22 protein-coding genes and 1 pseudogene are annotated in these 26,724 nt (G+C 73.7%); 11 read left to right on the top strand and 12 right to left on the bottom strand.

The window, feature by feature from the left end; genetic code table 11:
* Positions 1–96: 96 nt before the first annotated feature.
* Entirely contained in the window at positions 97–966 is an 870-nt protein-coding gene (locus tag A8713_RS00990; RefSeq protein WP_064530949.1) for an MBL fold metallo-hydrolase, read from the top strand.
* A 109-nt stretch (positions 967–1,075) separates the two neighbouring features.
* The gene (locus A8713_RS00985; RefSeq protein ID WP_064530948.1) at positions 1,076–1,969 is read left to right on the top strand and encodes an NADP-dependent oxidoreductase; all 894 of its coding nucleotides are present in this window, start codon (positions 1,076–1,078) and stop codon (positions 1,967–1,969) included.
* A gap of 125 nt (positions 1,970–2,094) precedes the next feature.
* Here the strand turns inward: A8713_RS00985 and A8713_RS00980 are convergent, their stop codons facing one another.
* The 8 genes from A8713_RS00980 to A8713_RS00945 all read right to left on the bottom strand — a co-directional run bounded on the left by A8713_RS00980 (position 2,095) and on the right by A8713_RS00945 (position 14,647).
* Positions 2,095–4,071, bottom strand: a complete 1,977-nt coding sequence (locus tag A8713_RS00980; RefSeq protein ID WP_064530947.1) for a TOMM precursor leader peptide-binding protein — start codon at positions 4,069–4,071, stop codon at positions 2,095–2,097.
* On the bottom strand, positions 4,064–5,488 hold the full coding sequence (locus tag A8713_RS00975; protein ID WP_064530946.1) for a hypothetical protein: 1,425 nt from the start codon (positions 5,486–5,488) through the stop codon (positions 4,064–4,066). Before A8713_RS00975 ends, A8713_RS00980 begins: the two co-directional genes overlap by 8 nt.
* Before the next feature lie 58 nt (positions 5,489–5,546).
* Positions 5,547–6,908, bottom strand: coding sequence for a nitroreductase family protein (locus A8713_RS00970; RefSeq protein WP_064530945.1), 1,362 nt, complete (start codon positions 6,906–6,908; stop codon positions 5,547–5,549).
* A complete protein-coding gene (locus A8713_RS00965) occupies positions 6,905–8,284 on the bottom strand; it encodes a lantibiotic dehydratase C-terminal domain-containing protein (RefSeq protein WP_064530944.1) in 1,380 nt (459 codons plus the stop codon). Before A8713_RS00965 ends, A8713_RS00970 begins: the two co-directional genes overlap by 4 nt.
* A gap of 57 nt (positions 8,285–8,341) precedes the next feature.
* Positions 8,342–9,202, bottom strand: coding sequence for a lantibiotic dehydratase C-terminal domain-containing protein (locus A8713_RS00960; RefSeq protein WP_159393058.1), 861 nt, complete (start codon positions 9,200–9,202; stop codon positions 8,342–8,344).
* Positions 9,203–9,330: 128 nt separating this feature from the next.
* Positions 9,331–12,309, bottom strand: a complete 2,979-nt coding sequence (locus A8713_RS00955) for a lantibiotic dehydratase (protein WP_159393057.1) — start codon at positions 12,307–12,309, stop codon at positions 9,331–9,333.
* Positions 12,309–13,589: a nitroreductase family protein gene (locus A8713_RS00950; RefSeq protein ID WP_159393056.1), complete on the bottom strand. Its 1,281-nt coding sequence runs from the start codon at positions 13,587–13,589 to the stop codon at positions 12,309–12,311. Before A8713_RS00950 ends, A8713_RS00955 begins: the two co-directional genes overlap by 1 nt.
* A gap of 59 nt (positions 13,590–13,648) precedes the next feature.
* Complete coding sequence (locus A8713_RS00945; protein WP_159393055.1) at positions 13,649–14,647, bottom strand: hypothetical protein; 999 nt, start codon at positions 14,645–14,647, stop codon at positions 13,649–13,651.
* Between the two features lie 214 nt (positions 14,648–14,861).
* On the opposite strand from A8713_RS00945, the gene A8713_RS00940 reads away from it, so the two are divergent.
* The gene (locus A8713_RS00940; protein ID WP_018566125.1) at positions 14,862–15,053 is read left to right on the top strand and encodes a thiomuracin/GE37468 family thiazolyl RiPP peptide; all 192 of its coding nucleotides are present in this window, start codon (positions 14,862–14,864) and stop codon (positions 15,051–15,053) included.
* 382 nt (positions 15,054–15,435) lie between these two features.
* Entirely contained in the window at positions 15,436–16,044 is a 609-nt protein-coding gene (locus A8713_RS00935) for a hypothetical protein (RefSeq protein ID WP_237305275.1), read from the top strand.
* A gap of 162 nt (positions 16,045–16,206) precedes the next feature.
* On the opposite strand, the pseudogene A8713_RS00930 reads toward A8713_RS00935, so the two are convergent.
* Positions 16,207–16,743: pseudogene (locus A8713_RS00930) on the bottom strand (transposase); the annotation flags it as partial.
* A 178-nt stretch (positions 16,744–16,921) separates the two neighbouring features.
* Positions 16,922–17,485 carry a GNAT family N-acetyltransferase gene (locus A8713_RS00920; RefSeq protein ID WP_107440562.1) on the bottom strand — a complete coding sequence of 188 codons (564 nt, stop codon included), beginning with the start codon at positions 17,483–17,485 and terminating at the stop codon, positions 16,922–16,924.
* A 152-nt stretch (positions 17,486–17,637) separates the two neighbouring features.
* Between A8713_RS00920 and A8713_RS00915 the strand changes: the two genes are divergently transcribed.
* Positions 17,638–18,210 carry a hypothetical protein gene (locus tag A8713_RS00915; RefSeq protein WP_443069692.1) on the top strand — a complete coding sequence of 191 codons (573 nt, stop codon included), beginning with the start codon at positions 17,638–17,640 and terminating at the stop codon, positions 18,208–18,210.
* Here the strand turns inward: A8713_RS00915 and A8713_RS00910 are convergent.
* Positions 18,176–19,468, bottom strand: coding sequence for a cytochrome P450 (locus A8713_RS00910; RefSeq protein ID WP_064530935.1), 1,293 nt, complete (start codon positions 19,466–19,468; stop codon positions 18,176–18,178). The genes A8713_RS00915 and A8713_RS00910 overlap by 35 nt on opposite strands.
* A 19-nt stretch (positions 19,469–19,487) precedes the next feature.
* Positions 19,488–20,843: a glutamine synthetase family protein gene (locus A8713_RS00905; RefSeq protein ID WP_064530934.1), complete on the bottom strand. Its 1,356-nt coding sequence runs from the start codon at positions 20,841–20,843 to the stop codon at positions 19,488–19,490.
* 379 nt (positions 20,844–21,222) lie between these two features.
* Here A8713_RS00905 and A8713_RS00900 point away from each other — a divergent pair, with 379 nt between their 5' ends.
* Genes A8713_RS00900 through A8713_RS00875 form a run of 6 tightly spaced genes read left to right on the top strand, consistent with a single transcriptional unit; the run spans position 21,223 to position 26,723 of the window.
* The gene (locus A8713_RS00900; protein WP_064530933.1) at positions 21,223–21,411 is read left to right on the top strand and encodes a ferredoxin; all 189 of its coding nucleotides are present in this window, start codon (positions 21,223–21,225) and stop codon (positions 21,409–21,411) included.
* 3 nt (positions 21,412–21,414) lie between these two features.
* On the top strand, positions 21,415–22,623 hold the full coding sequence (locus tag A8713_RS00895; RefSeq protein WP_064530932.1) for an NAD(P)/FAD-dependent oxidoreductase: 1,209 nt from the start codon (positions 21,415–21,417) through the stop codon (positions 22,621–22,623).
* 12 nt (positions 22,624–22,635) lie between these two features.
* Positions 22,636–23,442 (top strand): acetoacetate decarboxylase family protein, encoded by an 807-nt coding sequence (locus A8713_RS00890; protein WP_064530931.1) that lies wholly within the window; start codon positions 22,636–22,638, stop codon positions 23,440–23,442.
* 32 nt (positions 23,443–23,474) lie between these two features.
* The gene (locus tag A8713_RS00885) at positions 23,475–24,938 is read left to right on the top strand and encodes an aldehyde dehydrogenase (RefSeq protein ID WP_064537163.1); all 1,464 of its coding nucleotides are present in this window, start codon (positions 23,475–23,477) and stop codon (positions 24,936–24,938) included.
* Positions 24,931–25,863, top strand: coding sequence for a 3,4-dihydroxyphenylacetate 2,3-dioxygenase (locus A8713_RS00880; protein WP_064530930.1), 933 nt, complete (start codon positions 24,931–24,933; stop codon positions 25,861–25,863). The genes A8713_RS00885 and A8713_RS00880 overlap by 8 nt, the downstream gene beginning before the upstream one ends.
* Positions 25,864–25,877: 14 nt before the next feature.
* The gene (locus A8713_RS00875) at positions 25,878–26,723 is read left to right on the top strand and encodes a fumarylacetoacetate hydrolase family protein (protein WP_064530929.1); all 846 of its coding nucleotides are present in this window, start codon (positions 25,878–25,880) and stop codon (positions 26,721–26,723) included.
* Position 26,724 lies beyond the last annotated feature (1 nt).

Below are 26,724 nucleotides of genomic sequence, written 5' to 3'. Positions count from 1 at the left end.
CGCAAGCTCTGCGGGACCTACCGGTCCCGCCGCCCGGTGGCGTATCCCTGGAGGGCGGCCCCGGCCGGGGCCGCTCCCGCTGGAAGGAGCCCTGCCATGGACGGCTGGTACGTGGACGACCGGTGCACCAACTGCGATGTCGCACGGCAGTTCGCACCGGAGCTGATCGGCGAGTCGCAAGGACGCTCGCACATGCTGCGGGCGCCGCGCGACGAGGCGGAGACGAGGCGCTTACACGCCGCCGCCTTCGCCTGCCCCACCCGCTCGGTGCGCCCGGCGACCGGGCGGCCCGACCCGGCGCTCGACCCCTTCCCGATGGCCCTGGACGACGGTGTGCTGATCTGCGGCCACAACTCCCGGCACACCGCGGGAGCCAACTCCTACCTGCTCAAGCGGCCGTCCGGCAGCGTGATGATGATCGACACCCCGCGCTGGAGCCCCGCCCTCGCCGCACGGTACGCGGCCGTCGGACCCGTGACCGACGTCCTGCTCACCCACCGGGACCACGCCGCCCACGGCCGTGACTACGCGGACCGCTTCGGCGCCCGGCTGTGGATCCACGAGGGCGACCTCGACGCGGCACCGGACGCGGACCGGGTGATCGGCGGCCTGGACGCGGTGGACGTCGGCGAGGGCGTCACCGCTCTGCCGCTGCCCGGCCATACCCGGGGGAGCGTCCTCTACCTCGCGGACGACCGGTACTGCTTCACCGGGGACAGCTTCTACTGGTCGCGCACCACCGGTGACCTGGAGGTCGCGGAGAGCGTGACGTGGTACTCGGTTGAGGAGCTGGCCGCCTCCCTCGCCAGGGTGGCCGCACACCTGCGCTTCGAGTGGGTCCTGCCGGGCCACGGCGACCGCCGCAGGCTGCCCGCCGACGAGATGTCCCGGCGGTTGCGCTCCCTCACGGAACGCACCCGGCTGCTGCGGCCCCGCCCCATCGACTTCACCGCCGTCCGCTGGTGAGGAGACCCCTGGTGCGTGCGCCGCCCGGCGGGCGCACCGCGAGTACCGCTACCGGATGCAAAAGGCTAACCGTTTTGAAAACCTAACCGATAGTGTTAGGTTCGGCGGCATGAAGAAAGTGAGCTTCGCCGAGTTCGGCGGTCCGGACGTGCTGCGCCTCCTGGACGCCGAGGAGCCCCACGCGGGCCCAGGTCAGATACGTGTCGCCGTACGGGCGGCGGGTGTGAATCCCGTCGACTGGCGGATCCGTGAGGGCCAGATCCTGGCGGCCCATCCCATCGAGCTGCCCGCCGGAGTCGGCCTGGACGCCGCGGGGGTGGTGGACGAGGTCGGAGAGGGCGTCGAAGGGGTCGCGATCGGAGACCGGGTGTTCGGCGAAGGGTCGAGCACCTACGCCGAGTTCGCCGTGCTGTCGGCCTGGGCCCTGATGCCCGAGGACCTCACGTTCGAGGAGGCGGCCGGGTACCCGTCCGTGGTCGAGACCGCGCTGCGCATCATCCGCGAGGTCGGTGTGCGGTCCGGGCAGACGCTGCTGGTCAGCGGCGCGTCCGGCGGCGTGGGATCGGCGGTGCTCCAGATCGCCCGCGAGCGCGGCATCACCGTGATCGGCACCGCCGGGGCGGCGAACCAGGACTATCTGCGGAGCCTGGGCGCCCTCGCCACCACGTACGGGGACGGGTGGGTCGAGCGGGTGCGGCGGCTCGGCCGCGTCGACGCGGCGCTCGACCTGGCCGGCTCCGGTGTGATCCGCGAACTCGTCGAACTGACCGGCGATCCGCACAAGGTCGTCTCCATCGCCGACCTCGGCGCACCGGAGTTCGGAGCGCGCTTCTCCGGAGTGGCCGGCAGCGTGCCGGACGCGCTCACCGAGGCCGTCGGCCTCATCTCGCGGGGACGGCTGCACATCCCGGTCGAGAAGACGTACCCGCTCCGCGACGCCGCCGCGGCACACATCGACAGCCAGGCCGGGCACACTCGCGGACGGCGCGTCCTGCTCGTCTGACCCGGCGCCGGACGGGAGGGGACGGCGGGGCCGCGAGCAGGCGCTCGGGGCCCCGTGGTCACGCGTGACGGACGCGTGCGGCTGCGCCTACACCCATTCCCGCGCCCGCGCCCGCGCGTACGCGGTCACGGGAACGGGTGCGGATGCGGGTTGACCTCCTCGGGGCGGAGCGGCGCGGCGGTGTGGCCGAGGGTGTGCGGGGCGGTCAGCACACGGTCCAGACCGCTGATCCGGCGCAGATGATGGCCGAAGGTCATCGGGAGCAGGCCCGGGACGAGCGTCTTGACACAGGAGAGATGGGCCTCGGCGTGCACCGGAGTGGTCTGGTCGACGACGATCGCCTCCAGACCGGACGCGGCGAAGCGGCCCACCAACTCGTCCAGATCCGCGCGCAGATCGGCATGGCGCGGCCAGGCGTGACGGTCGGTCAGCTCCCGCAGACCGGTGCGCTCCCGAGGCGGCCCGCCGCCGGGACCGAGCAGGAAGTCCAGGCGGCGGGCGGCCACCGGATCGCAGTACAGCAGCGCGTGATCGTCCATCAGCCGCACCTGCTCGGGGTCGTCGCGCATCCGGGCGGCGTCCGCCACGCGCTGCGGGTAGATCATCCGGTACGCCTCGACGGCGGTGACCAGTTCGTGCAGCGCGCCGAAGACACCGCGTTCGGGATCGAGCCCCGAGCCCCCGGCGCACAGCACGCTCGGACGCGCTGCCCCCGCCCCGGATCCGGTGCCCGGCCGGGTGTCGACGGCGGCGGCCCAGAAGCTGGGGATGCCCTCCGCGCCGGTCACGTCGAACACCTCGACGCGGTAGCCGGTGCTCTCGCGGATCCGGTCCGCGAGCAGACCGATCCGCCGGTCGTGCGCGGAGCGCAGATCGAGCGCGGGCGCCGGCAGCCGGGCGTACCAGGTGAGCAGGAAGGCGTCGCGCTCGGCGAGTTCCAGCAGACCGTACAGGGCGGCCTCCTCCACACAGCCGCCGAGCGCGCAGCCGTTGGAGATCTCGGAGACGAACGGCCGGACGTCCCCCGGGCTGTGCCGGCCCAGCCGGTAGTAGGCCAGCTGCTCGGGGACCAGGACCGGGCGCTCCCGGGTGAGCGAGTAGCCCCAGACCCAGGGCAGGACGAGATCGGGGTGGTACGGCTGGAAGGGGAAGCCCGGCTCCCGGTAGCGGTGCGGTTCATGGCTGCCGGTGGTCGCCGGGTCCAGTACGCCGTCGGGGTGCAGGGCGGCCAGTTCGCGGTGGCTGCCGCGCACCACGGTGCGCCGTCCTCCCGGGCGGCCCCCGCCCAGCCGCTCCAGCGCCTCGGCGACCGCGGTGACCCTGGCGGTACGGAAGTCGAGTGCGCGGCCGTACCCGCCGTCGACCGACTCGGGCGGGCCGACCTTGGCCTCGGCGAACGGCAGCGTGTGCAGGCCGCGGGTGCGCAGCCCCTTGAGGACACCGGTCTCGTCGTCGGCGTAGCGGGCCTCCAGCTCCGTCCGCTCGGCACGCAGGTCCCGTACCCGCAGGACCGCCGGGTCCGGTTTGGGCCGGGGGACGCGCGGGATCACGGCACCGGCGGCGCGGTCGTCGGGCAGGCCGCCGCAGTGCGCGCAGTGCGGATCGGGCCGGAAGGTGTGGCGGCTGATCCCCAGATCGGCGAGGCGGAGCATGGTGACGGCGGGAGTGGTGCCGTCCGCCGCGGTGAGCCGGTGCAGAGCGAGGATCGCGGCGAGATCGGCGGCCGGCGGGGTGAGCAGCGGGGACACCATGCCGGTCAGGCGGCTGCCGTGAGCGGCTTCGAGGGCCGCCGCCTCGGCCGCGTCGGCCCGTGCCCCGGAGCGGCGGGCCGCGAGGCACCGATGGCAGCCGGGGACGCCGGGCCGGACCAGCGGGCCGACGACCACGCGGTCCAGCTCCGCCACGACGAGCAGGCACGGCTCTCCACCGACGTCCTGATCGGACAGCAGAGATGACAAGGCGTCAGGAGTATCGGCGGAGAAGATCCTGATGCCTGTCCCGTGCGCCGGTGACGCGGTCTTCAGCCGCCGGGCCAGGGCACCGCCGACGAGACCGCCGTCGTGGTGCAGCCGCGCGGCGACGGGCAGCAGGGTCTCAGTCATCGCAGCGCACCGCTTTCAGCAGGTAGGGCAGGACCTCGGTGGCCGCCGGGTCGTGGTCGAGCGGAACGATCAGCGCGCCGCGCGCGGGGCCGCGCAGGTCACCCAATGCCGCCGCCAGCGCCTCGTCGAACGTGGCGCCCGCGCCGAGTCCGCGCGGTACGCGCGGCGCCCGAGCGGACACGGAGGCCGCCGGGACCAGGCGGGCCGTGCCCGGCTCCGGGGACCAGGCCCACAGCGCGGGTCCCTCCGGAGTGTCGACGAACCGCCTCGGATCGAGGGCGAGTTGAGCGTAGTGGAGCAGGGCGCGTCGTGCGGTGCGCAGCCGTGCGTCGGTGAAGTCGCGGCCGGTGGCGTGGACCCGGTGCCCGGCCCGGCCGGTGTGCGGATCGCGCACCAGGGCGCTGGACGCGTGCCGGGGGAACTGCGGCAGCCCGCCCTCGTCCAGCTCCGCGAGCAGCCCGGACCGTGGGTCGATGCAGTCCGCGGCACGCCGCGAGAACTCCTCGTCGCCGACCGCCGGGCCGCCGCGCAGGGCCGCGATCCGGGCGAGGAGCCGCTCGGCGGACTCCGGTGCGGCCGGCAGCGCGGCCGGATGGGGCCGGTAGCGGTGCCGGGTGGTGGTCAGCGCGGCGGCGTCCAGCCGCACGAGGGGTTCGGGCGCGGCCGGGTCCAGGACAGCCTGCCGGAACCGGTGCGCCAGCAGCACGGCGGCCGCCTCCGCACCCAGGGCGGGGCGGGGGACAGGAGTACGGGGCTGCGCGGCACGGTCGGCGGCCCGGGTGCCGTGGACCCGCAGCCAGGCGCCCGCCCAGCCGCCCGCCGCGCGCTCGGCGCCGGGGGCGAGGGACGGGCCCAGCCACCAGGCTTCGGCGTCGCGGACGGCGGCGGCGAACCACAGGCCGTGCCTGCGGCAGTCCTCGTCGAGCCGGGCGACGGACCGCGTGTCGGCGTCCGCCGTGAGCAGCAGCAGCGCGTCGTGGCCGCCCGCCGCCACCGCTGTCCGGACGGCGTCGAGATCCTTGAGCGCCGTGGTGGTGTGCAGGCCGGTCAGCCGCAGCGCGTCCGCCTGGGCGCGGGTGTGCTCCGGGTCGCCGTAGAGCAGCACCCGCATCCTCGCGTGGGCGGCGGCGCGCGGGTCGGGTCCGGTGGCGGACCGCTCGTCGAGCAGGCCGTGCGCGTCGAGGAGCCGCAGGACGCGCAGGACCACCGCGCGGCGCTTCTCGTCGAGACCGCAGACGAGCTGGTCGACCGTCCGGGTGCCGTCGAGGAACGGCGCGAGCCGGTCCAGCCAGGCGGCGATGCCCGGCGCGGCGATCAGATCGGTGCCGCGGCTGGAGCGCACGTGCACGGTGCCGCTGCCGCTCGGGGTGACGAAGACGTCGGGACGCAGAAAGGGAACGGAGTCGGAGGCGAGCACGGTGTCCTCGGCTGGGGAAGGGGGGCACGGTCGGCTGATTCGCTGAGGGCAGGACGGGTCACCCGGTGGGAGGAGGCGGAACACCCGGGCTGAAGAGCAGGTGGTGGGAGGGCGCGCCCGCGCGGCGTTCCGGCCCGAGCAGTGCGGCCAGCAGCGTCGTACGGTCCGGGGGTGTGCGCAGGGCGGCGTCGGCGGCCCCGGTGTCGGTGTCGCAGCGCAGCCCGGCACCCAGTCCGGCACGGGCCGCCGCCAGGCCGATGCGCTGGCCGAGGACGCCCGCCCGCAGATTGAGCATCCGGTACCAGCGGTCCCCGTACACCGGATATCCCGCCTCGTAGTTCCCGGTCACCACCACGGCGCAGGCGGCTTCGAAGGCGGCCAGCTCGCCCGGACCGCCCGCCGGGAACAGCTCCCGCGCGCTGACGCCGTCGGCGACCGGCACCAGCCGCCCGGTGCGCGGATCGCGGCGGTGGCAGCCGGGCGCGAGCCCGGTGACGCGGTGGGCCACCACGTAGAGGTCGCAGTCGGCGGGCGCGGTGTGGTCCAGTGCCACCGGGCGGGCCGCCCGGTCCAGAACGCCGAGTACAAGGGCCAGCGGAACCGGGACGGGCTCGTAACCGGCCCTGGCCGTACGGCGGTTCAGCAACGCGGTGGCGGACGCCACGGGGCCCGGCCGCCCGGCGGTGACGACGGCGTGGACGTGTTCCGTCTCCGCGTCCAGGCCGAGCAGCCGCCCCACGCGCTCCTGCGCGAACAGCGCGTGCGCCGTCGGCGCGGCACCGGCCGACTCCAGCAGGGTGAGCGCCTGCCCGGCCAGCACACCCGTGTCGAGCGCCTGGAGGCGGTGGCCGAACGGTCCGTAGCGGGCCAGGTTCGCCCCCAGCCGACTGCTGATCAGCAGCAGCACCTCCGGCGGCACCGCCGGAGGCGGGCTCAGCGCACCGGCGAGGTCGGCGCGCAGATCGGCCTCGGAGAGCAGTTCGAGGGCGTGCGCCGCCGGCAGGTAGTGGCCGAGACCGGAGGCGGTCGCCACATACACCTCGCCCGGATAGGCGCCGCCACCGGACGGCACCGGACGTCCGGCGCGTACGCGTCCGTCCGTCCAGTCGGCGCGGGTGACGCCGTTCAGCAGCGCGAGGAGGGCGCCCAGGTGGCCCAGGTCCTGCGGGTCCGGCGCGAGGCCATGGTCCGGGGACGGCGAAGGGCGGTCCGCCGAGGGAGCGGGCGGGAAGGCCGGCGGATACGGCAGCGGGAGGACGCGCGCCCCCGGATGGTGCTTGGGCGGCGTGCTGCCCGCCGCCGGGTCGATGGCGGGCAGCACACTGCCGTACCGGGCGTGGTAGCGGCGTGCCGCGGCACCGCCGGTCTCGTCGGACGGGGGACGGGTGCCGGAACCGGCAGCCGGTGCGGGGGCCGTCATCCGCGGGTCCGCGCGGGTGCGACGACGGCCCGCGGGGCACGGCCACCGCTCTCGTCGGTCTCCTTGGTCTCCTCGGTCTCCTCGGTCTCCTTGGTCTCTTTGGCCTTCTCGGCCTCGGTGCCGCTCGCGGTGCCGCTGTTCTCGGCGGTGGCCAGGACGAGTCGGAGCGCGCTGACCCCGTAGACCTCCTCCACGGCGTCGGCCGCCAGATGGCAGAGCAGATAGCGGCTCAGCCCCGGGAGGCCGAGCCGGGTGAGGTGGAGATAGGTGTAGTTGAGCATGAGGCGGTACCTCAGGAAGCGCGGATCGCGGTACATCATCCGCTTGTACGTCGCGCTGCCGCTGATCGCCCGGTGCAGCGGGCTGGCGGAGAGCAGGCCGCCGATGCCGTTCTCCTCGTCGTCCGGTATCTCCGCCTCGGGGATCTCACCGGCCTCGTACAACGCGGTCCAGCGGCTGCCCAGCGGATCGATCGCGGCCACCCAGCGGTGCAGCGTCGCAGCCCCGCCCGGCTCGGCGAGGGTACCGGCACCGGCACCGGACGTATCGGACGCGGACCCGCGGCCCGGCGCAGGTGTGGCGGACGCGGGCACATCGGTCGCGGGCAGGCCGGGACCGGGCGGGACGGGTCCGGGCGGGACGGGGTCGAAGGCCGCGACCACGGCACGCACCTGCGCGGTGAGCACCGCGCGGTTGGCCGCGTAGCGCTGCTCGAAGCCCTGCCGCGCCCGCGGACCGGCCGTGCTCAGATACCCCTCGGCATGCGAGCGGAAGGAGACGAACCCGCGCCGGATCGACGGGTCCTGCGGATGCCGGCACAGCGTGTGCGCGGTGGCGAGCATCAGGCGCAGGGCCAGTGTCTCGCGCGGCAGACCGGCGGCGACGGCCTCCAGGTGTTCGAACAGCAGGTCGTTGGTGCGCTCGTAGAACAGGGCGAGCTCGTCGGCGCCCACCGGGCACCCGAGCACGTCGATCCGGCGGTCGTGCTCCTCCCAGGTGATGGAGTTGTCCGGGTAGAAGGGGGTCAGCGGGCCGGTCTCCCGTTCGGCCTCGGCCAGGCGGCGGTGCAGCGGCAGCAGCGCGTCCTCGTCGGGCGCGGGCGCCGTGGACGGGTGTGCCCGCAGATGGCCGCCGATCAGTTCGCGTACGGCGGGCTCCACCACCTCGGCGAAGACGGCGGGTGTGGCCCGGACCACCAGGCGCAGATGCGGCCCGCGACGCCAGTGCCGCAGCACATGGGCCGCGGCGCCGTGAGCGGCGCAGCGCTCGATGACCGGCCGTACGGCCCGCAGGATCAGCTGGTCGGTGTCGTCGCCGAAGTACGCGACATGAGCCGCGCGCCACTGGGGTTCGGCCGCCGGCGGGTTGCCTGCCATGGGGAGTGCCTCCTTCGTGGTTCTCGGTCGACCGGGGCTTCCCGGCGGGGGCCGCGGTCATGCGGGACCGGCGCTGCCGGTGAGTTCCGCCACGGCGAGCCGGGCCAGGCCGCGCAAGGCCGCCTCCTGGTCGAGGCGTACGCCCAGGCGGTTGCACGCCAGGTGGGTCAGGTGCCCGGCGAGCCGGGCGGGATCGGCGGCCTCCCGCTGGGCGCGGCGGCAGCAGGTGAGCCAGCGGGCCACCGGGTCGGCGTCGGCCCGCTCGCGCGCCGCGGGCGCCTGTTCCGGCGCCGCCGCGTGCGCCGCCCGCGCCGCGCGGGCGACGCCGAGCAGCACGTCGCGTCGGCCCCGGTACTGCGCCACCACCGCCGGATCCGGACGCCGCGCGGGCGGGGCGGTGCGCGGGTCCAGGGTGCCGGTCAGCAGGGCGAAGCAGTACGCCGTCCGCTGGGCCGTGCTCCGGCGGGCGGTCACGGCGGCGGTGGCCAGCTCACTGCACGCCGCGAAGGACTCCTCGGCCGCGCGCAGCGCCGCGCCCCGGCCGTACTTGGCGTGTTCGGGCCGGTAGGGGAGGAACGCCAGGGTGTCGTTGGGCGCCAGGGTCCCGGGCTCGCTCTCCGGTTCATGAGCGGACAACTCCGCGGCGAGCGACCGGTATTGATGTTCCGTCATGGCAGCGGAGGCGGGCAGGGCTTGGAAGAACGTCTCGGCGTGGGCGGCCAGCGCGGCGCGCACCGCCGGTTCTGCGGCCGGTTCGGTGAGGCGCACCCGCAGGCGCAGATGGGGGCCGCCCTGCCAGTGGCGGAGGAAGAAGAGGAGGTCGATCAGGCCGCGTCGGCGCAGTTCGCCGGAGACCTCGCGGACCAGGTCGCGTATCACCAGGTCCAGCGGGTGAGCGGTGAACACGTGAGCACTCACCCACCGGTCCGTCGACCCGGAGTCGTCCGTGCCTTCTGTGCCGCTGCCTGCCGTCTCCCGGACTTCCGTCTCCCGGCCCTTCGGCTTTCGGCCGGGCTCGTGGGCCGGTGCGCCGTCGGCGGTAGGGGTCAGCATGTTTCCGACCGCCTCTGTTGCGCCGGGACCGTGGTGGCGGGCAGCTCGATCAGGAATTCGGCGGCGTGGCGGCGGCCGTCCCGGTGGGCGGGCGCGTCATGGAGGTCGGGCAGGGCCTCGGTGAGGAGAAGCGGCCGGTCCGTGGCCGCCGCCCGTTCGAAGACACGCAGCAGATGGGGATGGGCGAAGTCGAGGTAGACCGGCTTGCGGTCCTTGTCGTGCAGCGCGGGACCCGTGAAACCCCCGGCGGGTCGCGGGGTGAGCACGCGCAGGAAGCAGCGCCGGGGCAGGCCGAGGGCGGCGCGCCAGGCGTGTATCCGGACCAGGTGGGCGGCGTTCCGCTCCCCGGCGGCACGTACGGGCGCCTGTCCCCGGTCGACGAACCATGTCGCGCGGCGCAGCACCACGCTTCCGAGGGCGAGCCGGGGCATCTTCGTCCAGCCCGTTCCGGGTGCCGTCCCCGCGCCGGGGCCGGACGGGGCGGCGGCCGGGTCCGGCGGGAGGAACTGCCAGAGCTGGGGCCAGTCCGACCAGAAGGTGTACGAGGCCGGGCCGAAGACCTCCACCAGCAGCCGGGCCGGCAGCGGAAGCAGCGGGGTGGCGAGCAGGCCCAGGTGCAGCGGTCGTACGACGTGGCCGGTGGGGCGGTGGATGAGGCGCAGGTGCCCGGTGTGCCGGTCGTGCGCGACGTCCAGATCGGCGGGGCGGATCAGCCGGCCGGGGGGCCGGTGCGAGGTGGAGCCGTCGAGGTCGATCGCGTACCGGGTGGCGGGGGCGCGCTGGTTGAGGGCACTGCCGAAGGCGGCGTCGAACTCGGCGTACAGGAGGTTGCTCTGTGCGCTCTCGGGCGCTGTGACGGTGGTGTTCGGGTCCGGGTGTGTGTGCGGTGCGCCGAGGAGGCGGGCGGTCCGGGTGCGGCCGGTGCCGTGGCCGCCGGTGACCGTGTTGAGCACCAGGGCGAGTCCGGTGCCGGTGTGTGCGTCTGGGTGTGAGCCTGGGTGTGAGTCTGTGCCTGTGTGGGGCAGTGTCTGGACGTAGCAGGTGTGGCGGTCGCCGGAGGTGTGCGGCTCGGGCCAGGTGGCGCACAGCTCGCGGACGGCTCGTGGATCGAGCCGGACCGTGCCGTCGGGGCCGGGCGCGGTACCGGAGATCAGACGGCGCAGTCCGTCCTGCCGTCCCGCGTCCCGCGCGGTGGCGAACCCTGAAGCCGGTGCGTCCGGCCCGTTCGGTTCGGCTCGGTCCCAGTGGGCGCCGAAGTCCTTGAGGAAGGTGGACAACGGCCGTACGAAGCCCGGCCCGTAGGCGGTCGCGGCGCGCCGGCCCAGCGCTTCTCGCCGGGGCGCGAGCGCGTCGAAGGGGGCGAGCAGGGCGGGCACCAGGGCGAGATCCGCGAGGGCGGTCCGCCAGGCGGCCGGGTCGAGGACGGCGGCGGTGCCGGTGACGACGGTGTTGTGGAAGTAGGGTGTGCCGCCCTCCGGTTGCCCGGCCGGACCGAGCAGTCCGAGCCGGTGGGCCGCGTCCCTGGTGCGGATGTGCATGGCGGCGGCGATACGACCGTGGGAGGCGGGCTCGGCGGTGCGGGCGGCGTCCGCTCCGTCGCGGATCGCGCGCAGATCGGCGAGCAGGAGCGTGACGCGGTCGGCCGTCCGTGGATCGGTCGCTGGTGGAACGGCCGCCGGTATGTCGGACGACTGCGTGTCGGTGGGCCGTCCGGCAGTGGGCTGTTCTTCGGCCGGCTGCGCGTCGTGCGGTGCGGGCAGCCGCTCGCCGAGCCAGTCGCAGAGCGAGGCCGCGTCGAGTTCCTGGTCCGGGAGGCCCAGGCGTACCTCCAGCAGGCCCAGCCGGACGAGTTGTGCGACGACGGCGTCGGCGGTGGCCGCCCGGGGCCGGGCAGGAGCGCCACCGGTCGGGACAGGGGCGCCACCGGTCGGGACGGCGGTGTCACCGGTCGAGCCGGACGCGCCGAGCAGGGCGCGCAGCCGCCGCGGGCTTCCGGCCTCGTGGACCGCCGTCAGGATCGCCTCCAGCGCCGGTGTGGCGGGCAGCGAGCGTACGGCGCCGGAGGGGCCCGGCACGGTGAACAGCCACTCCTCGTCCCCGCCGGGGGAGCGCACCCGGGTGGCCCACGGGTTGACCCGCAGCTCCACGGCCGCGTCCAGTTCGGGCAGCAGGGCGAGCGCGGCGGCGATCCGGGACAGCGGCAGCAGACTGGCTTCGGCCACCTCGGTCCGCGCGGTGCTCTCCAGGCGTACCGCGGCGCCCGCGTCCGCCGCCCAGCGGCCGAACCCGCTCGCGGCGAAGGTGGTGAGCGGGCTGGGTTTGGCCATCGCGCGGGCCGCGTACTTGGCCAGCCGGACGGCCGCCCCGTCCAGCGGCCGTCGTCCGGCTCGGGCGCGCTCGCGCCAGCGCAGCACGTCCGCGTACAGATCGGCGCTGGCGTATCCGAGACCGGCGGCGAACGGCCGGTCCTCGACGAGCCCCGCCAGGGCCGCCGCGGCGGAACGGGTCTCGGCGGGGAGGGTGCGCTCCAGTTCGGCGAAGAGATTGTCCCGGGCGCCGAGGAGGGCGGCGTGCCGGTGCAGGCCCTCGGCGAGGTCGGCGCCGAGGACGTGCGGAGGGGCCGCCCTGTCCAGCAGTGCGGCGATACGAACGCCTTGGTGGACGGCTCGGCGCAGCCCCACCAGCCGGGCCTTGAACGGGCGTGCGGCCTCCGTGCCGATCACTGCGTACAGTTCCTCGCCGAGACGCGCCGCGTCGAGGGCGAGTCGCCGGTCCAACGAGGCGATCCGCACGGCGAGTTCGGTGCTGCGCGGGATGCGGGAGGCGTCCAGCGCGCTGGTGGGCAGGCCGGCGACGCGTACGCCGACGGGGGAGGAGAGGAGGTCGGCGGGGGGCGTGGAGCGTGGGCCGGCGGTGGGGCAGGCGGCCACGGGGGCGGGGGCGGGGTGGGCGTGCGGAGTTCCGGGGCTCATCAGAAGACCACCGGGACCCGGAAGGAGGCGCTGGGCCGCGCCGTGCCGAGGGCCACCTGGAAGAGGACCGTCTCCTCGTCCGGGGACAGGCCCAGCAGGTGTGCGGCGCGGGCGGCGTCGTAGCCGTTGTGCACCCGGGCGCAGAGCCCGTGCCGGGCGGCGACGACACAGATGCGGTGGGCCACCGCCCCCGCGGTCAGATGCAGCCTGCGGAACGCGTCCGCGCCGTACTTCGCCACCGCCTCGCCGCGCCGGACGGCGATGTAGGCCGTGCAGGCGGTGGCGCGGAAGTTCACCGACACCCGGCCCTCGGTCTGCCCGATCTGCTCCAGCAGCGGGAGCGGGTCGCCGTCGTACACCAGGCGGGTCCGTCCGCCGTTGTGCACATGGTGCCCCGGCTCGGTGCCGGTGACCCGGCCGACCAGCAGATGGCAGGAGAAGTCGTCGAACGGCGCGTCGGCGAGGGCGGCGCCGAGGTCGGGGAGCAACTGGGCCGGGGCGGGCACCGGGTCCGGGTCGAAGATCGCGGCACCGGAGTGGCGGGCACGCAGCACCGAGGCCAGGTCGGGCGGTAACCAGGCCGGTCCGTCTGTCCTCGGCGTGGCCGGGCCGCCGACGGAGCGCGACTCGGAGCCCAACTCCACATAAGCCATCGGGTGTTCGCCAGTGCCCGGCAGCCAGTCCGCGCACAGCCCGAGCAGGGTCCCCAGGTCCGCGCCGGGCCGGGCGCGCAGGCCGAGTGCGGCGGCCACCAGGTGCACCGCGCCCAGCAGCATCCCCGCCTCCTGGGCGCACAGGCGCGGCGCGTAGTCGCCGTAGAGGCGCGCGGTGCGGGCGAAGCGGCTGGTGATCACCAGGAACGCCGACGAGCCCGGGGCGGGCGGCCGCCGGGCTGCCGAGGAGCCGTCGAGGCCGACGAGTTGGTGATGAAGGGCATCGAAGCGGTACGCCGCCTCGGGGGTGACCAGGGTCAGTTCGCTCGGGTAGCGGCAGCGGGCGGAGGCCACCGCGCGGTGCAGCGGACGGCCGCCCGGGGTCGGATCGTGCTGGAGCAGGCCGTAGGAGTAGTGCAGCAGCGCGGCGAGGACGGCAGGGTCGGCGAGGCCGGCCGGGGAACCGGGGGCGGGCGGGAGCCGCAGCGGTGGCGGCGCCAGTGGCAGGCGGGGCCCGGCGGGGAGCGGGTCCTGGTCGGGGTCGGTCGTGCCCGGGGCCGGGGCGCCGGACGCGAGCGTGTCCGGGATCGCGCGGCGGGAGCAGACCGCCTCGGACCAGAGAGCCATGGGGAACGGACTGTCGGACGCCGTCACCTCGGCCGGGCGCGCCGTGCTCGCTGTGCCGGTCACGCCGCGTCCGCGCCGACGAAGCGGCCGGTGCGCAGGTCCAGTGCCACCGGCTCGGCGACCGGTGAGGGGCGGCCGTCGCCGTCCGGGCCGTCCAGCCCCGCCGTCCGGTACAGCAGGTGCAGGCAGAGCTGGTCGGCGGCGAGCGCGGCGACCGGGCCGCGGAGGTAGGAACTCGGCTTCCGCGCCCGTGCGTTGCCCAGGGCGCTTGCGGGCTCCCGCGCGGACCGGCCGCCGCCGTCGGGCGAGTCGGCGGGGGCCGGTGACTCCGGCGAACTGCGGGGATCGCTCACGGTGCTGATCACGACGTGGTCGCCTCGGCCCACCGCCTGCCCGTAGCGCACCCCGGCACGTTCCGCGAGTGTGTGGGCCCGTGCCATGGAATCGGGGGTGAACACATCGGAACCGAGCAGTAACACCCCTGTGTCGGGCGGGAGTCGGTCAAGGGGGCCGTCCAGCTCCTCGTGACGGAAGCAGTAGCCCTCCTCGCCGAGCAGCGCGACGCATTCCCGCAGCCGGGCCATGTCGTCCGTGGCCTCGTCGATGTGCACGCGTATGCGGGCCACACCCGAGGCGATCAGGGCGAGAACCAGCGCGCCCGCCAGCCGCCCCGCACCGACCACCACGGGGGCGCAGTCGCGGTACCGTTCGAAGCGGTGCTCGGGCGAGTCGGCGCGCGCCGCGACGAAGTCGATCAGCGCGGCGTGCCGTGCCCGGATCTGCGGACTCAGTCCGTGCGGCAGATCCCGTGCGGCATCCCGTGCGAAACCCTCCCTGACCAGCAGGTCCACCAGTGTGCGGACATGCCGGGCGGCCTGCGGCGCGAGTCCGGCGGTGAGCTGGTCCAGGCTGCTGCGGCCGTCCAGGAACGGCCGCAGCCGCTCCAGCCAGGGATACATGCCCGGCAGCGCGAAGGCGGCGGTGTGCCGGGGCCCGCTGATCACCACACCTCGGTCGGAGGGCAGCAGATGTGTGTCGGGAAGCAGTCTCGGCCTCATCGCCACCTCCATCGGGAGCCGCTGCGGGAATGTGCTTCCGCGGGCGCGCAGCCGCCGGCGGAAGCCGTGATGCGTGGCCTCTCGGCGGCCGACACTAACCGATTCAAATGGTCTAGTCCATCCCCTTCACAAGGGGAGACCGCCACGCTAGTGTCCCAACTCGTTGTCGCCAACACATTGTTGACGGCATGTCAAATCGGGAAGGAGGGTTCTGATGAACGAGTTCAGCAATGGCACGCCCTCGCTCGCTGACGCGGTCGCCGACCTCGCGCTGGACCTCGACCTCGGCTCGCTGGCCGAGGACGAGCACAGCCAGTCGCTGACGGCGGGTCACGGCATGACCGAAGTGAGCGCGTCCTTCTGCTGTGCCCCGCCGCCGAACTGCTGCAACTGCAGCTGTTCCTGAGCCGGCCGGCGGCGTGTGCCGGGCGGGGCGCCCCGCCCGGCACACGCCGCCACGGCGCACCCTGGGAGGATGCGCCGTGAGTACGGTGCGACCGTGCGGGTACCGGGCGCCGTCAGGCACTCAGCACTGAGGCCGCCGCCCGTGGTTCGCCTGGTGCTTGCGGCGGGCCTTCTTCTTCCGGCGACGCTTCGAGGACATGCAGACCTCCTGATGAGGCACGCGCGGGTGTTCCCCGGCCCATGCTTCCACAGCTCCCGGCGGTCCGCGATTCACGGGACGGAACCCCCGCATCCGGCCGGCCGGAGGCCGGCCGGCGGAGCCGGCGGAATGCGATCATGGACGGGACATGTTCGTTCGCCCGTGAGGTGATTTCTTGAGGAAGGTGGCACTGCGTCCGTACGCACTGTTGCCTCGGCAGTACGACCACGAGAAGGTGCTGGCGACCACGGTGGACGCCTGGGGCCGGGCCCTCTGGCTGATCTGCCCCGACGCGGAGGTCCGCACGAGCCGGTACGGCTGGACTTCCCCCGTACCGCGCACCAGCTCGTACGACGCGGTTCTGGTCATCAGCAGTGGCTCAGCAGTCCGGGAGCAGCCCTTGCAGGGCATCACCCTGCAGGTGGTCCGCCTGGACGCGCTGCCCCACGGGCGGGTCGTCCTGCACGGCTACGGTGCAACGGCGGACCAGAACACGCAGATCCATGGTGCCGACGGTCGGCGGCGTCATGGATTCGACATGGGGATCGCCGTCGAATACCTGATGGCGGACCGGCGCCATCACCTGTGGAGCGCCTGCTTCGACGAAGGTGTCTACGTGGACCCGATCAGCGCGGCCGGCCTGGTGCGCTGGGACAGTGGTGGCAACCACGAGCGGGGTTACCGGCCACCCGCCGGTGTCCCAACGGCGCCCCCCTCAAGCGGTACGCACAGCCCGTCGGGCGAGGCCGCCACCTGTACCTGCACGGCTCATCGCGAAGGCAGTGGTACGTGATGAGTATCTAGGAGCGTGGGTCAGTAACAGGCAACTGGTCGGGTGGCCGTGAGCGGTGGGATCAGTCGCGGTCGTCCAGTCGGCGCCTGTGAGGCCGGGATGGGGTTCTGCCCATCAGGTGTGCGGCCTGGTCGGACCGTGACGGGTCCGGGGCCCGGCTGATCAGCCGGCCATGGCGGCGAGTCCGGCGGTTCCGGCGTGTCGGAAGATCTTGCGGAGGTTGTGGCAGGCGGCCAGCAGGCTCCACTCGCCGCGAGCGCCGTCTTCGCCGCGCAGGAGGAGCTGGCGGCCGTTCTGGCAGGTCATGATCTGGCCGAAGACAGGTTCGACGATGGCTTTGCGGCGGCTGTGGGCGGCCTTGCCGGGCTTGGTCCGCAGCTTGCGGGCCATCCGCTCCTTCAGCGTGGCGTTCGCTGGTATCCGTCCGCGCGGTGTGGGTGGGACCTGCTCGTCGTGGGCCAGGCGTCCGGTGGCCATGAACGTGTCGGTGTCGCAGACCAGTTGGCGCTCCCTTGCGGCGTCGAGACTGGCCTCGGAGCAGTAGCCGGCGTCGACCAGCGCCTGCTTGGGGTGGCGGCCGGTGTTCCGGGCCGACCGGTCGAGCATGGTGGTGTGGTTCAGCGTGTCCGAGGGGTTGGTCGTCACGTCGGCGGCGGTGATGACCTGGTGCTTCTCGTCCGCGACCGCCTGGGCGTTGTACCTCGTCGACCAGGTCGGCGACGAACCGGGCGAGGTGGTCCTCGGGCAGCCAGTCGTCCAGCGATGGAGGCCGCCTCACCTCGAACAGTCCATCCCCACCACGTATATCGTGGTCATCTCGCGTGAAAGATCGCGAAGCGCCAGCGGGGCGCCGCCGGGCCCTCGTGCGTGATCGTGGTCAGCCTTGTTGGCGGAAGTCCAGCATGTAGAAGACCTTGTCGTAGCGGTGTTCGCCGACGGCGACGAAGTCGGGCAGACGGCCGTATTCGGTGAAGCCCAGCGACCGATAGAGGTGCAGGGCGTTGGTGTTGTCGCCACGGGCGTCCAGGGTGAGGACCTCGATACCCGTCTCCCGGGCGTCAGCGATCAAGGCAGCGGTCAGCGCCCGGCCGACACCACGACCATGGGCAGCAGCATCTACCGCGATCTTCTCAAGATCGGCGTGTGGCCGATGGGTCGGGCGGGCGTAGCGGAGCCAGTACCCCAAGCCGACAAGCCGACGGTCGAGGTAAGCGGCCCGCAGGGCCGCATCCCCGGCCTGCACCGCAGAGACGACGTGGCCGAGAAGTTCCGCCACCTCATCCCGCGAGGGTGGTTCGACCCAGCCCAGCGCGGCACCTCCACTGACCAGGTCCGCCAGGATCCGGTGGGCCGACTCGGCAAACCGGACCTCCAGCTCCGGATCGGAAGTCAGCTCCATGGTGTCAAGGATGACTGGCTCAGTGGTCACACCGCTGGACATAGCTCGATTCATGACCGGCAGCCTAGGCCAGCCCAAGGCACAGTCGAGACCCCCACGCTCCAGCCTCGGCGGAAGCCAAGCCCGTTACTGACCCATGCTCCTAGCCGGCGAGGCGGTCACACGCGCTCACCGACATGCTGCCGGGCTGCTTGGTGAGCGTGGGCCGCGCCCACCGCTGGTTCCCGGCGCTGCTCGCCGGCTGCACCTTCGAGGGCATCGGCTACAGCATCGCCAACACCTTCCTGGTCGCCGCGATCCAGCAGGGCGTCGGCGGCCGGCTCGGCGGGGGAGCCTGGTTGGTGGTGGGCCTCCAGGCCGTCGGTATCGCCCTGTCGGCGCTGGTCGGCGGCGCGGGACCGGCACTCGTGTCCGCGGTGCTGTCCGGTGCCACGTTCATGGGCGTCAGTACGATCGCCCTGGCCGTCGGGGCCCACCTCCGGGTGTCGCGGGCGGTGGCCCTGCTGACCACCGGATACAGCGCCGGAGATCATCGCCCCCTCCTCGCCGCCCCGCTGCTCAGGCACGGCTACCATCAGGCGCTGCTGCTCGGCAGCGCGATGGTCCTGCTCGCCGCTCCGATTCCGTCGCCGTCTGCGTCCGCTGCCCGCACCACCTCGCCCGGCGCCCGCCCCGGCCTGAGCCGCCCCGCGCGGGCGTGCGGCCCCCCAAAGGAGAGGCGGCTCGTGTCCCTCAGGCGAGCGTCACCTCCACCGGCAGTCTCTTGACGCCGTTGACGAAGTTGGAGCGGACCCGGGGGACGTCGCCGGTCAGGCGGATGCCCGACAGGCGGGGGACCAGTTCCTCGAACAGGATGCGGATCTCGGTGCGGGCGAGCAGATTGCCCAGGCACAGATGGGGGCTGCCCTTGCCGAAGGTGACGTGGTCGTTGTCGCGGCGGGTGACGTCGAAGCCGTACGGGTCGGGAAAGACCTCCTCGTCGCGGTTGCCGGAGGCGAACCACATGACGACCTTGTCGCCCTCCTTGATGTGCCGGCCGCCGAGTTCGATGTCGCGGGTGGCGGTGCGGCGGAAGTGGTAGACGGGGGAGGCCCAGCGCAGGAACTCCTCGACCGCGCCGGGGATCAGGGAGGGGTCCTCCTGGAGGCGGGCCAACTGCTCCGGGTGCTGGAGGAGGGCCAGCATCGCGTGGGTGATGGTGTGCCGGGTCGTCTCGTTGCCGGCGACGACCAGCAGCAGGAAGTAGTTGTCGAAGTCCTGCGGGGAGAGCGGCACCCCGTCGCGCGGGGTCTCGTTGACGAGCCGCGAGACCAGGTCCGTGCCGGTGCCGCCGCGCCGCCGCCGGGCCAGTTCGCGCCCGTAGGCGAAGACCTCCAGCGAGGCGGGGGAGCGGAAGGGCAGATCGCGGTACCGCTCGCTCTCCGCGCTGTGCAGGAGCACGTCGGCGTAGTCGGGGTCGGTGTTGCCGATGATGCGGTTGCCCCAGTCGATGAGCCGCTGGTTGTCCTCGGGCGGCACGTCCAGGAGGCGGGCGAGGACGTTGATGGGGAAGTCGGCGGAGACCTCCTTCACGAAGTCGAAGGAGCCCTTGGCCAGCGCCGCGTCCAGGGTGGTGGCGGTCAGGCCGCGCAGGAAGTCGGCGTAGCTGTCGATGACGCCCGCGCCGAACTGCCGCTGGAGCAGGCGGCGCAGGGCGCGGTGGCGGACTCCGTCCAGTTCCAGCAGGGAGGCGCGCCGGGCGATCTGGTCGTCGTCGACCTCCTCCAGATTGACGAACCGCGTGGAGGTGAACGTCTCGGCGTCGCGGTCGACGCGGGCGATGTCGGCGTGCCGGGTCACCGCCCAGAAGCCGGAGTTGGGGGATTCCTCGGGCTGCCAGTGGACGGGGTCCTCGTGGCGCAGGGTGTGGAACATGCGCCAGGGGGTCACGCCGTCGGTGAAGTTGTCGAGGTCGGTGAGGTCGACGTCGGCCAGGGCCAGCGGCTCGCGTACGGCCTCGGACACGAGCGGGGCGGTCGGGGTCATGGGGTGTGCCTCCTCGGGGTCACAGGTGGTAGGCGTACTCGGTGAACTCCCAGTCGGTGACGTGCCGTTGGAAGCGCGCGACCTCGTCGCGCTTGTAGGTGAGGTAGGAGGCGGTGAAGTCCTTGCCGAGCAGGTCGGTCAGCGCCGTGTCCGCCTCCAGTGCGTCCAGGGCGGCGGGCAGGCTGCCGGGCAGCACCGCGGACCGGGCGGAGTCGTAGCCGTAGCCCTCCAGCGGGGCCGGCGGCTCCTCGCCCGCCAGGACGCCCAGCAGCGCCGCCGCCAGGGTTCCCGCGATCAGCAGATAGGGGTTGGCGCCCGCGTCGCCCAGGCGCAGTTCGAAACGGGTCGCCGCGCCGCGCTCCGGCGGGATCCGGACCATGGCGCTGCGGTTGTCCAGACCCCAGTCGATCAGCCAGGGCGCGAGGGTGTCGGGGCCGAAGCGCTTGTAGGAGTTGACGGTGGGGTTGGCGAGCGCGGCGAGCGCGGGCGCGTGGGCGAGGACCCCGGCCACGGCGTGGCGCGCGGTCGCGGAGAGGCCGTACGGGGCCGCCGGGTCGGCGAAGGCGCCGGCGCCGTCCTCGTCCACGCAGGACAGGTGCAGGTGGAATCCGGAGCCGCCCGCGGAGTTGAAGGGTTTGGCCATGAAGGTGGCCAGCCGGCCTTCCTTGCGGGCGAGTTCCTTGACGGCCGCCTTGAAGCGGAAGGCGCGGTCGGCGGCCTCCAGGGCATCGGAGTGGGTCAGGTTGATCTCGAACTGGGAGCCGTCGTACTCGTGGTTGCCGCCGCTGACGCCGATGCCGAGATCGCGCAGCATCCGCAGCGTGCGCAGCAGGTGGTTGTCGCCGTCCGCGCGCAGCCCCGCGGTGTAGACGACGCCCTGGGCCTCGCTGTAGCGGCGCCAGCCGGACTCCGTCTCCGGGGCGGCGTCGCACAGGAAGTACTCCAGCTCGGGGCCCACCACCGGGCGCAGCCCGTGCTCGGCGCACCGCTCGACGACGGCGCGCAGCAGGTCGCGGGGGGACTCGGGCGCGGGCAGTCCGGTGGCCGGGTCGGTGACGTCGCCCAGGCAGGCGGCGACCCCGGGCTCCCAGGGCAGGGCGGTGAGGGCGTCCAGGTCCGGGTGGACGCAGATGTCGGGCAGTCCGGCGTCGAGGCCGCCGGGGACGGGGACCGTGTCGCCCTGGGGGCTGGTGTGGTAGACGGCGCGGCAGAAGGCGAGGCCGTGGTCGCAGGCGGCGGGCAGGTGGTCGAGCAGGACGTCCCGGGCCCGTTCGGTGCCGATGAGGTCGGGATAGGTCACCCGGACCACGTCGATGCCCTCGGCGGCCAGGCGTTCCAGGTGCCGGCGGACGGACGGTGCGTCGGATGCGCTCACCGGTGTCTCCTCTGGAGAAAGGGGGCGCCTGTGACGGCTCGGGCGCCGGGGGAGAAGGGGGAAGAGGTGGGAGAGGGAGGGAGAAGGCGGAAGAAGAGGCGGAGGGGGAGGCGGTCTCGGACTGCGGGAGGGCAGGAGGCCGCAAGCTTGTTTGACCGCAAACGGTAGGGCTGGGCGACGCGCTCCCGCAAGAGGGTCGTCACGGAAATTTATCCATCCGGATAGCTATTGACCAGGGCCCTGCCGCTTCCTATCTTGTTTGAAGCCAAACGAGTTGGGGATCCGGTGTCCCCCCGTGTCCCTTGGCCGGGGCCCGGCCCCCGCGGCCGGGCCCCTTCTCCACCACTCCGACGCCCCCTCAGCCCCAGGAGGACCGGCCATGAAGGTCGTCGTCGACATGAACAAGTGCCAGGACCACGGTCAGTGCGTCTTCGCCGCCCCCGACGTCTTCTCCTTCGACGACACCGGACACCTGGCCCACGTCCCCGACCCCGACGAGTCACTGCGCGACGACGTCGAGGAGGCCGCCGACGTCTGCCCGCTCCAGGCCATCCGGATCGAGGGCTGAGCCGTGCCCGCCGCCGTCGTCGTGGCCGGTGCCTCCCTGGCCGGTCTGCGCGCCGCCGAACAGCTGCGCGCGGCGGGCTGGGACGGCCCGGTCACGCTCGTGGGGGACGAACCCCACATGCCCTACAACCGCCCGCCCCTCTCCAAGGAGGTGCTGGCCGGCCGGGCGTCCTTCGCCTCGCTCGCCCTCAGACCCCGCCCCGCCGTCCACGACGTGCGCTGGCGGCTGGGCACCCGCGTCGTCCGCGCCGACCTCGACCGGCGCACCGTCACCCTCGCCGACGGCGAGACCCTGCCGTACGGCGGACTCGTCGTCGCCACCGGCACCCGCCCCCGCCGGCTCTCCTGCCCCGGCCCGCGCGCCGGCCGGCACACCGTGCGCACCCTGGACGACGCCCGGGGTCTGCGCACGGCGCTGGCCCGGCCGGGCGCGCGGGTGGTCGTGGTGGGCGCCGGGTTCATCGGCTGCGAGGTCGCCGCCACCGCCGTCGCCCTCGGCGCCGCCGAGGTCACCGTCGTCGACCCGCTGCCGCTGCCCATGGTCCGCCCGCTCGGCGAACTGCTCGCCACCGCACTGCTGACGCGCCACGAGCGGCGCGGGGTGCGGTTCGCCCTCGGCACCGGCGTGACCGCGTTCACGGGCGACGACCACGTCACCGGGGCCGTCCTGGCCGACGGAACGGTCCTCACCGCCGATGTCGTGGTCGAGTCGGTCGGCTCCCTCCCCAACACCGAATGGCTCGACGGCAACGGCCTGGACCTCACCGACGGCGTACGCACCGACGCGCACCTGCGCGCCGGCGGCCGCCCGGACGTCATCGCCGTCGGCGACGTCGCCCGCTTCCCCAACGCCCGCTACGACGGCGTACCGCGCCGCGTGGAGCATTGGTCGATGCCAAGCGACACCGCCCGGCACGCCGCCCGCACCCTCACCGCCCATCTCACCGGCACCGAAGAGGCCCGCGCGCCGTTCGCGCCGCTGCCCACCTTCTGGAGCGACCAGCACGACGTCCGGCTCCAGTGCTTCGGCGCGCCCGCGCTCGGTCTCGACGACGTACGCGTCCTCGACGGCGACCCGGCCGGGGACCTGGTCGTCGGCTACCACCGCGGCCGGCGTCTGGTGGGCGTCGCCGCCCTCGGCGGATCGGCCGCCGCCGCGGCCGCCGCCCGCCACCGCGCCGCCCTGGCGCAGCCGCCCGCCCTCATCGCTTAAGGAACACTAGCCATGACCACCGTCCGCGGATTCCTCCACCCCAAGACGGCGACAGGTGCCTCGTCGCTGATCCCCGCGCCGCCCTGGCGCTACTCCGGCGACCTGCTGACCGTCGAGTACCGCACCGACCCGGACCGGGTGCGCGCCCTGCTGCCCGAACCGCTCGAACTCGCCGAGGAGGACCCCGGCGCGGTCGCGCTGATCTGGGCCGACTGGCAGTCCTGCTCGGCCTCCGGCGCGGAACTCCTCGACCCGGTGCTCGCCCAGTACAAGGAGGCGTTCGCGGTCGTCCGCTGCCGCTACCGGGGCCGGACCTACAGCCGCTGCGTGTACATCTGGGTCGACAAGGACTTCGCGATCGCCCGCGGCCTGCACCAGGGCTACCCGAAGAAGCTCGGCTCGATCCACCAGACCCGCCCCCACCCCTACGGGCCCGCCCCCCGCATCGAGGCCGGGGCCCGCTTCGGCGCCACCCTCGCCGCCGCCGACCGGCGCCTGGCCCAGGCCGTCGTCACCCTGCGCGAACCCGCCCCGGCCAACGGTTTCGTCAACGCCCACCCGATGGCCCACCACCGCTGGCTGCCCTCCGTAGAGAAGGGCGGCGGCCTCGCCCTGGACGAGCTGGTCGAGTCCGGTGCCGCCTCCTTCGAGGGCGGCCGGTCCTGGGTGGGCGACGCCGACCTGGAGCTGTTCGCCTCGCCCACCGAGGAACTGGCCCACCTGGAGATCCGCGAGCCGATCGCCGCGTACTACCGCCAGGTCGGCGTGGTCTGGGACGGCGGCCGGCTGCTGGAGTCGCACACCTCCGGCGCCCAGTGACCGCACCGTACGACCCCGAGGAGCCCCACCGCATGAGCACACACCTCACCACCGTCGCCGGCGTGGCCGTCGACACCCGGCACTTCATCGGCGGCGAACGCGTCGCCTCCACCGAGACCTTCACCGACGTGTCCCCCATCGACGGCAGCGTCCTGGCCGAGATCTCCCGGGGCACCGCCATGGAGGCCGCGGCGGCCGTCGCCGCCGCCAAGGCCGCGTTCCCCGCCTGGGCCGCCACCCCGCGCGCCGAACGCGCCCGCCTCCTGCACGCGATCGCCGACGGCGTCGAGCGGCGCCTGGAGGAACTCGCCCTGGTCGAGACCACCGACAACGGCGCCCTGCTGCGCTCCCACCGCCGCGGGGTCATGCCCCGCGTCGCCCACAACTTCCGTTTCTTCGCCGACTGGTTGCTCGAACTGGACCACGAGGACTTCACCACCCGCGGCCACACCAACCACGTCACCTGGGACCCCGCCGGGCCCTGCGTGCTGATCACCCCGTGGAACGCCCCGCTGATGCTGGCCACCTGGAAGGTCGCCCCCGCACTCGCGGCCGGTGACACGGTCGTCCTCAAGCCCGCCGAATGGTCCCCGCTGACCGCCTCGCTGCTCGCCGACATCGCCACCGAGGCCGGACTGCCCGCCGGTGTCCTCAACGTCGTCCAGGGCTACGGCTCCGAGGTCGGCGACCCCCTCACCGCGCACCCGGACGTGCGCCGCATCAGCTTCACCGGATCCGTGCCGACCGCCCGGCACATCGCCGCGTCCGCCGCCGCGAACCTCACCCCGCTCAGTCTCGAACTCGGCGGCAAGTCACCCCTGCTGGTCTTCGCCGACGCCGACCTCGACCTCGCCGCCGACCTCGCCGTCGAGCAGTACGACAACGCGGGACAGGTGTGTCTGGCGGCCACCCGCATCCTGGTCGAGGCCCCGGTCGCCGAGGAGTTCACCCGCCGCTTCACCGAGAAGGCGGCCGCGCTGAGGCAGGGCGACCCGAGGGAGGAGGCCACCGACATCGGGCCCACCATCCACCCCCGGCAGCTGGAGAAGATCAACGGCTTCGTGCGGCGCGCGCTGGAGGCGGGGGCCCGCGCGGTGATCGGCGGCCACCGGGGAGCTGGCCAGTACTACGCCCCCACCCTGCTCACCGACGTCCGGCAGGACTCCGAGATCGTGCAGGAGGAGGTCTTCGGACCCGTCCTGACCCTCCAGACGTTCGACGACGAGGACGAGGCCGTACGCCTGGCCAACGACACCCGCTTCGGACTCGCCGCGACCGTCGCCACCGGCGACGCCGACCGCGCCGCGCGGGTCACCGCACGCCTGGTCGCCGGCACCGTCTGGGTCAACTGCTTCTTCGTCCGCGACCTCAAGGCGCCCTTCGGAGGCTCCCGCCACTCCGGGGTCGGCCGCGAGGGCGGCACCTGGAGCTTCGACTTCTACTGCGACGTCAAGAACACCGTCACCGCGCCGAAGGGATTCAAGGACCATGGGTGAGATCGTCGGGGCGGGACTGCTCGCCCATGTGCCCACCATCGTGCTCCCCGAGAAGACCCGCCGGGAACTGAACGAGGGCAAGGAGGTCACCCTCGTCACCGGTCTCAGGCAACTGCGCCGGGACGTCTTCGAGCGCGACGACTACGACACCGTGGTCGTCCTGGACTCCCACTGGGCCACCACCGTCGAGTTCGTCGTCACCGCGCAGCGCCGCCGGGCCGGCCTGTTCACCTCCGAGGAACTGCCGCGCGGTATGTGCCGCATGCCCTACGACTACCCGGGCGACCCCGAACTCGCCCGCAACATCGCCTCGTTCGCCGACACGCACGGCACCTGGATCACCCCGATCGACGACACGTACCTGCCGGTCTACTACGCCACGCTCAACCTGTGGAAGTACCTCGGCGAGGGCCTGCCCGACAAGCGCTGGGTGTCCATCGGCGTCTGCCAGACCGGCGACATGGAAGACCATCTGCGCCTGGGCCGCGCGCTGGCCGACGGCATCGCCGCCACCCCCGGCCGCCGGGTGCTGCTGATCGCCTCCGGCGCGCTGTCGCACACCTTCTGGCCGCTGCGCGAGCTGCGCGACCACGAGGCCAGCGACCCGGAGCACATCTTCACCCCCGAGGCCCGCGCGGCCGACCTGGAGCGCATCGACTGGTTCCGGCAGGGCCGCCACGACAAGGTCCTCGACACCATGGACACGTTCTGGAAGTACCGGCCCGAGGCGAAGTTCTTCCACTACCTGATGATGGCCGGCGCCCTGGGCGAGCAGGCGTGCACCGCCCCGGGCCGCCAGTACGGCGAGTACGAGAACTCCGTCGGCACCGGCCAGGTCCACCTCTGGTTCGACCGTCCCGAGGACGGCTGGACCGGCGCGGGACTGCCCGCCCCCGCCTCCCGCACCCCCCGCGACCGCGCCTAGAAAGGCCCCGCCCCATGCCCGAGTACCGCCGCATCCTCCTGGACGGCCAGGTGACGGAGACCGTCCGCGACGGCGACGAACTGATCGCCGGGGACGGCCGCCGCGTCCCGGCCGCGGACGCGGTCCACCTCCCGCCGGTCGTCCCGTCCAAGGTCGTCGCCGTCCATCTCAACCACCGCAGCCGCGTGGAGGAGTTCGGCATCGGCCTGCCCGCCACCCCCACCTACTTCCACAAGCCGGTCTCCGCGCTCAACGCCCACGGGGGCGCGATCGTCCGGCCCGAGGGCTGCAAGTGGCTCAACTACGAGGGCGAGGTGGCGATCGTCATCGGCAGGACCGCGCGCAACATCTCCCCCGCCGAGGCGGGCGCGTACATCGCGGGCTACACCGTGGCCAACGACTACGGACTGCACGACTTCCGCGACACCGACGCCGGGTCCATGCTCCGGGTCAAGGGCTCCGACACCCTGTGCCCGCTCGGCCCCGGCCTGGTCACCGACTGGGACTTCCGCGGCAAGCGGCTGCGCACCTACGTCAACGGGCAGGTGGCGCAGGACGGTTCGACCGACGAGATGCAGTGGGACATGCACTACCTCGTCGCCGACATCGCCCGCACCATCACCTTGTGCCCCGGCGACGTCCTGCTGTCCGGCACCCCGGCCAACTCCCGTCCGGTGCGGCCGGGGGACGTGGTCGAGGTCGAGGTGGAGGGCCTCGGCCGGCTCACCAACCACATCGTGAGCGGCCCCACCGCGATCCGCGCCGACGTCGGCGCCCAGCCGACCGAGTCGGAGGAGGTCCTGTCCACCGCGCTCGGCGGCGACTGGGAGTTCCGCGGCATCAGGCCGCCGAGGCGCTGAG

Source organism: Streptomyces sp. SAT1, assembly GCF_001654495.1.
GTDB lineage: Bacteria > Actinomycetota > Actinomycetes > Streptomycetales > Streptomycetaceae > Streptomyces > Streptomyces andamanensis.
Note: the sequence above shows the minus strand (reverse complement) of the source record. Positions and strands in the feature narration are given on the sequence as shown.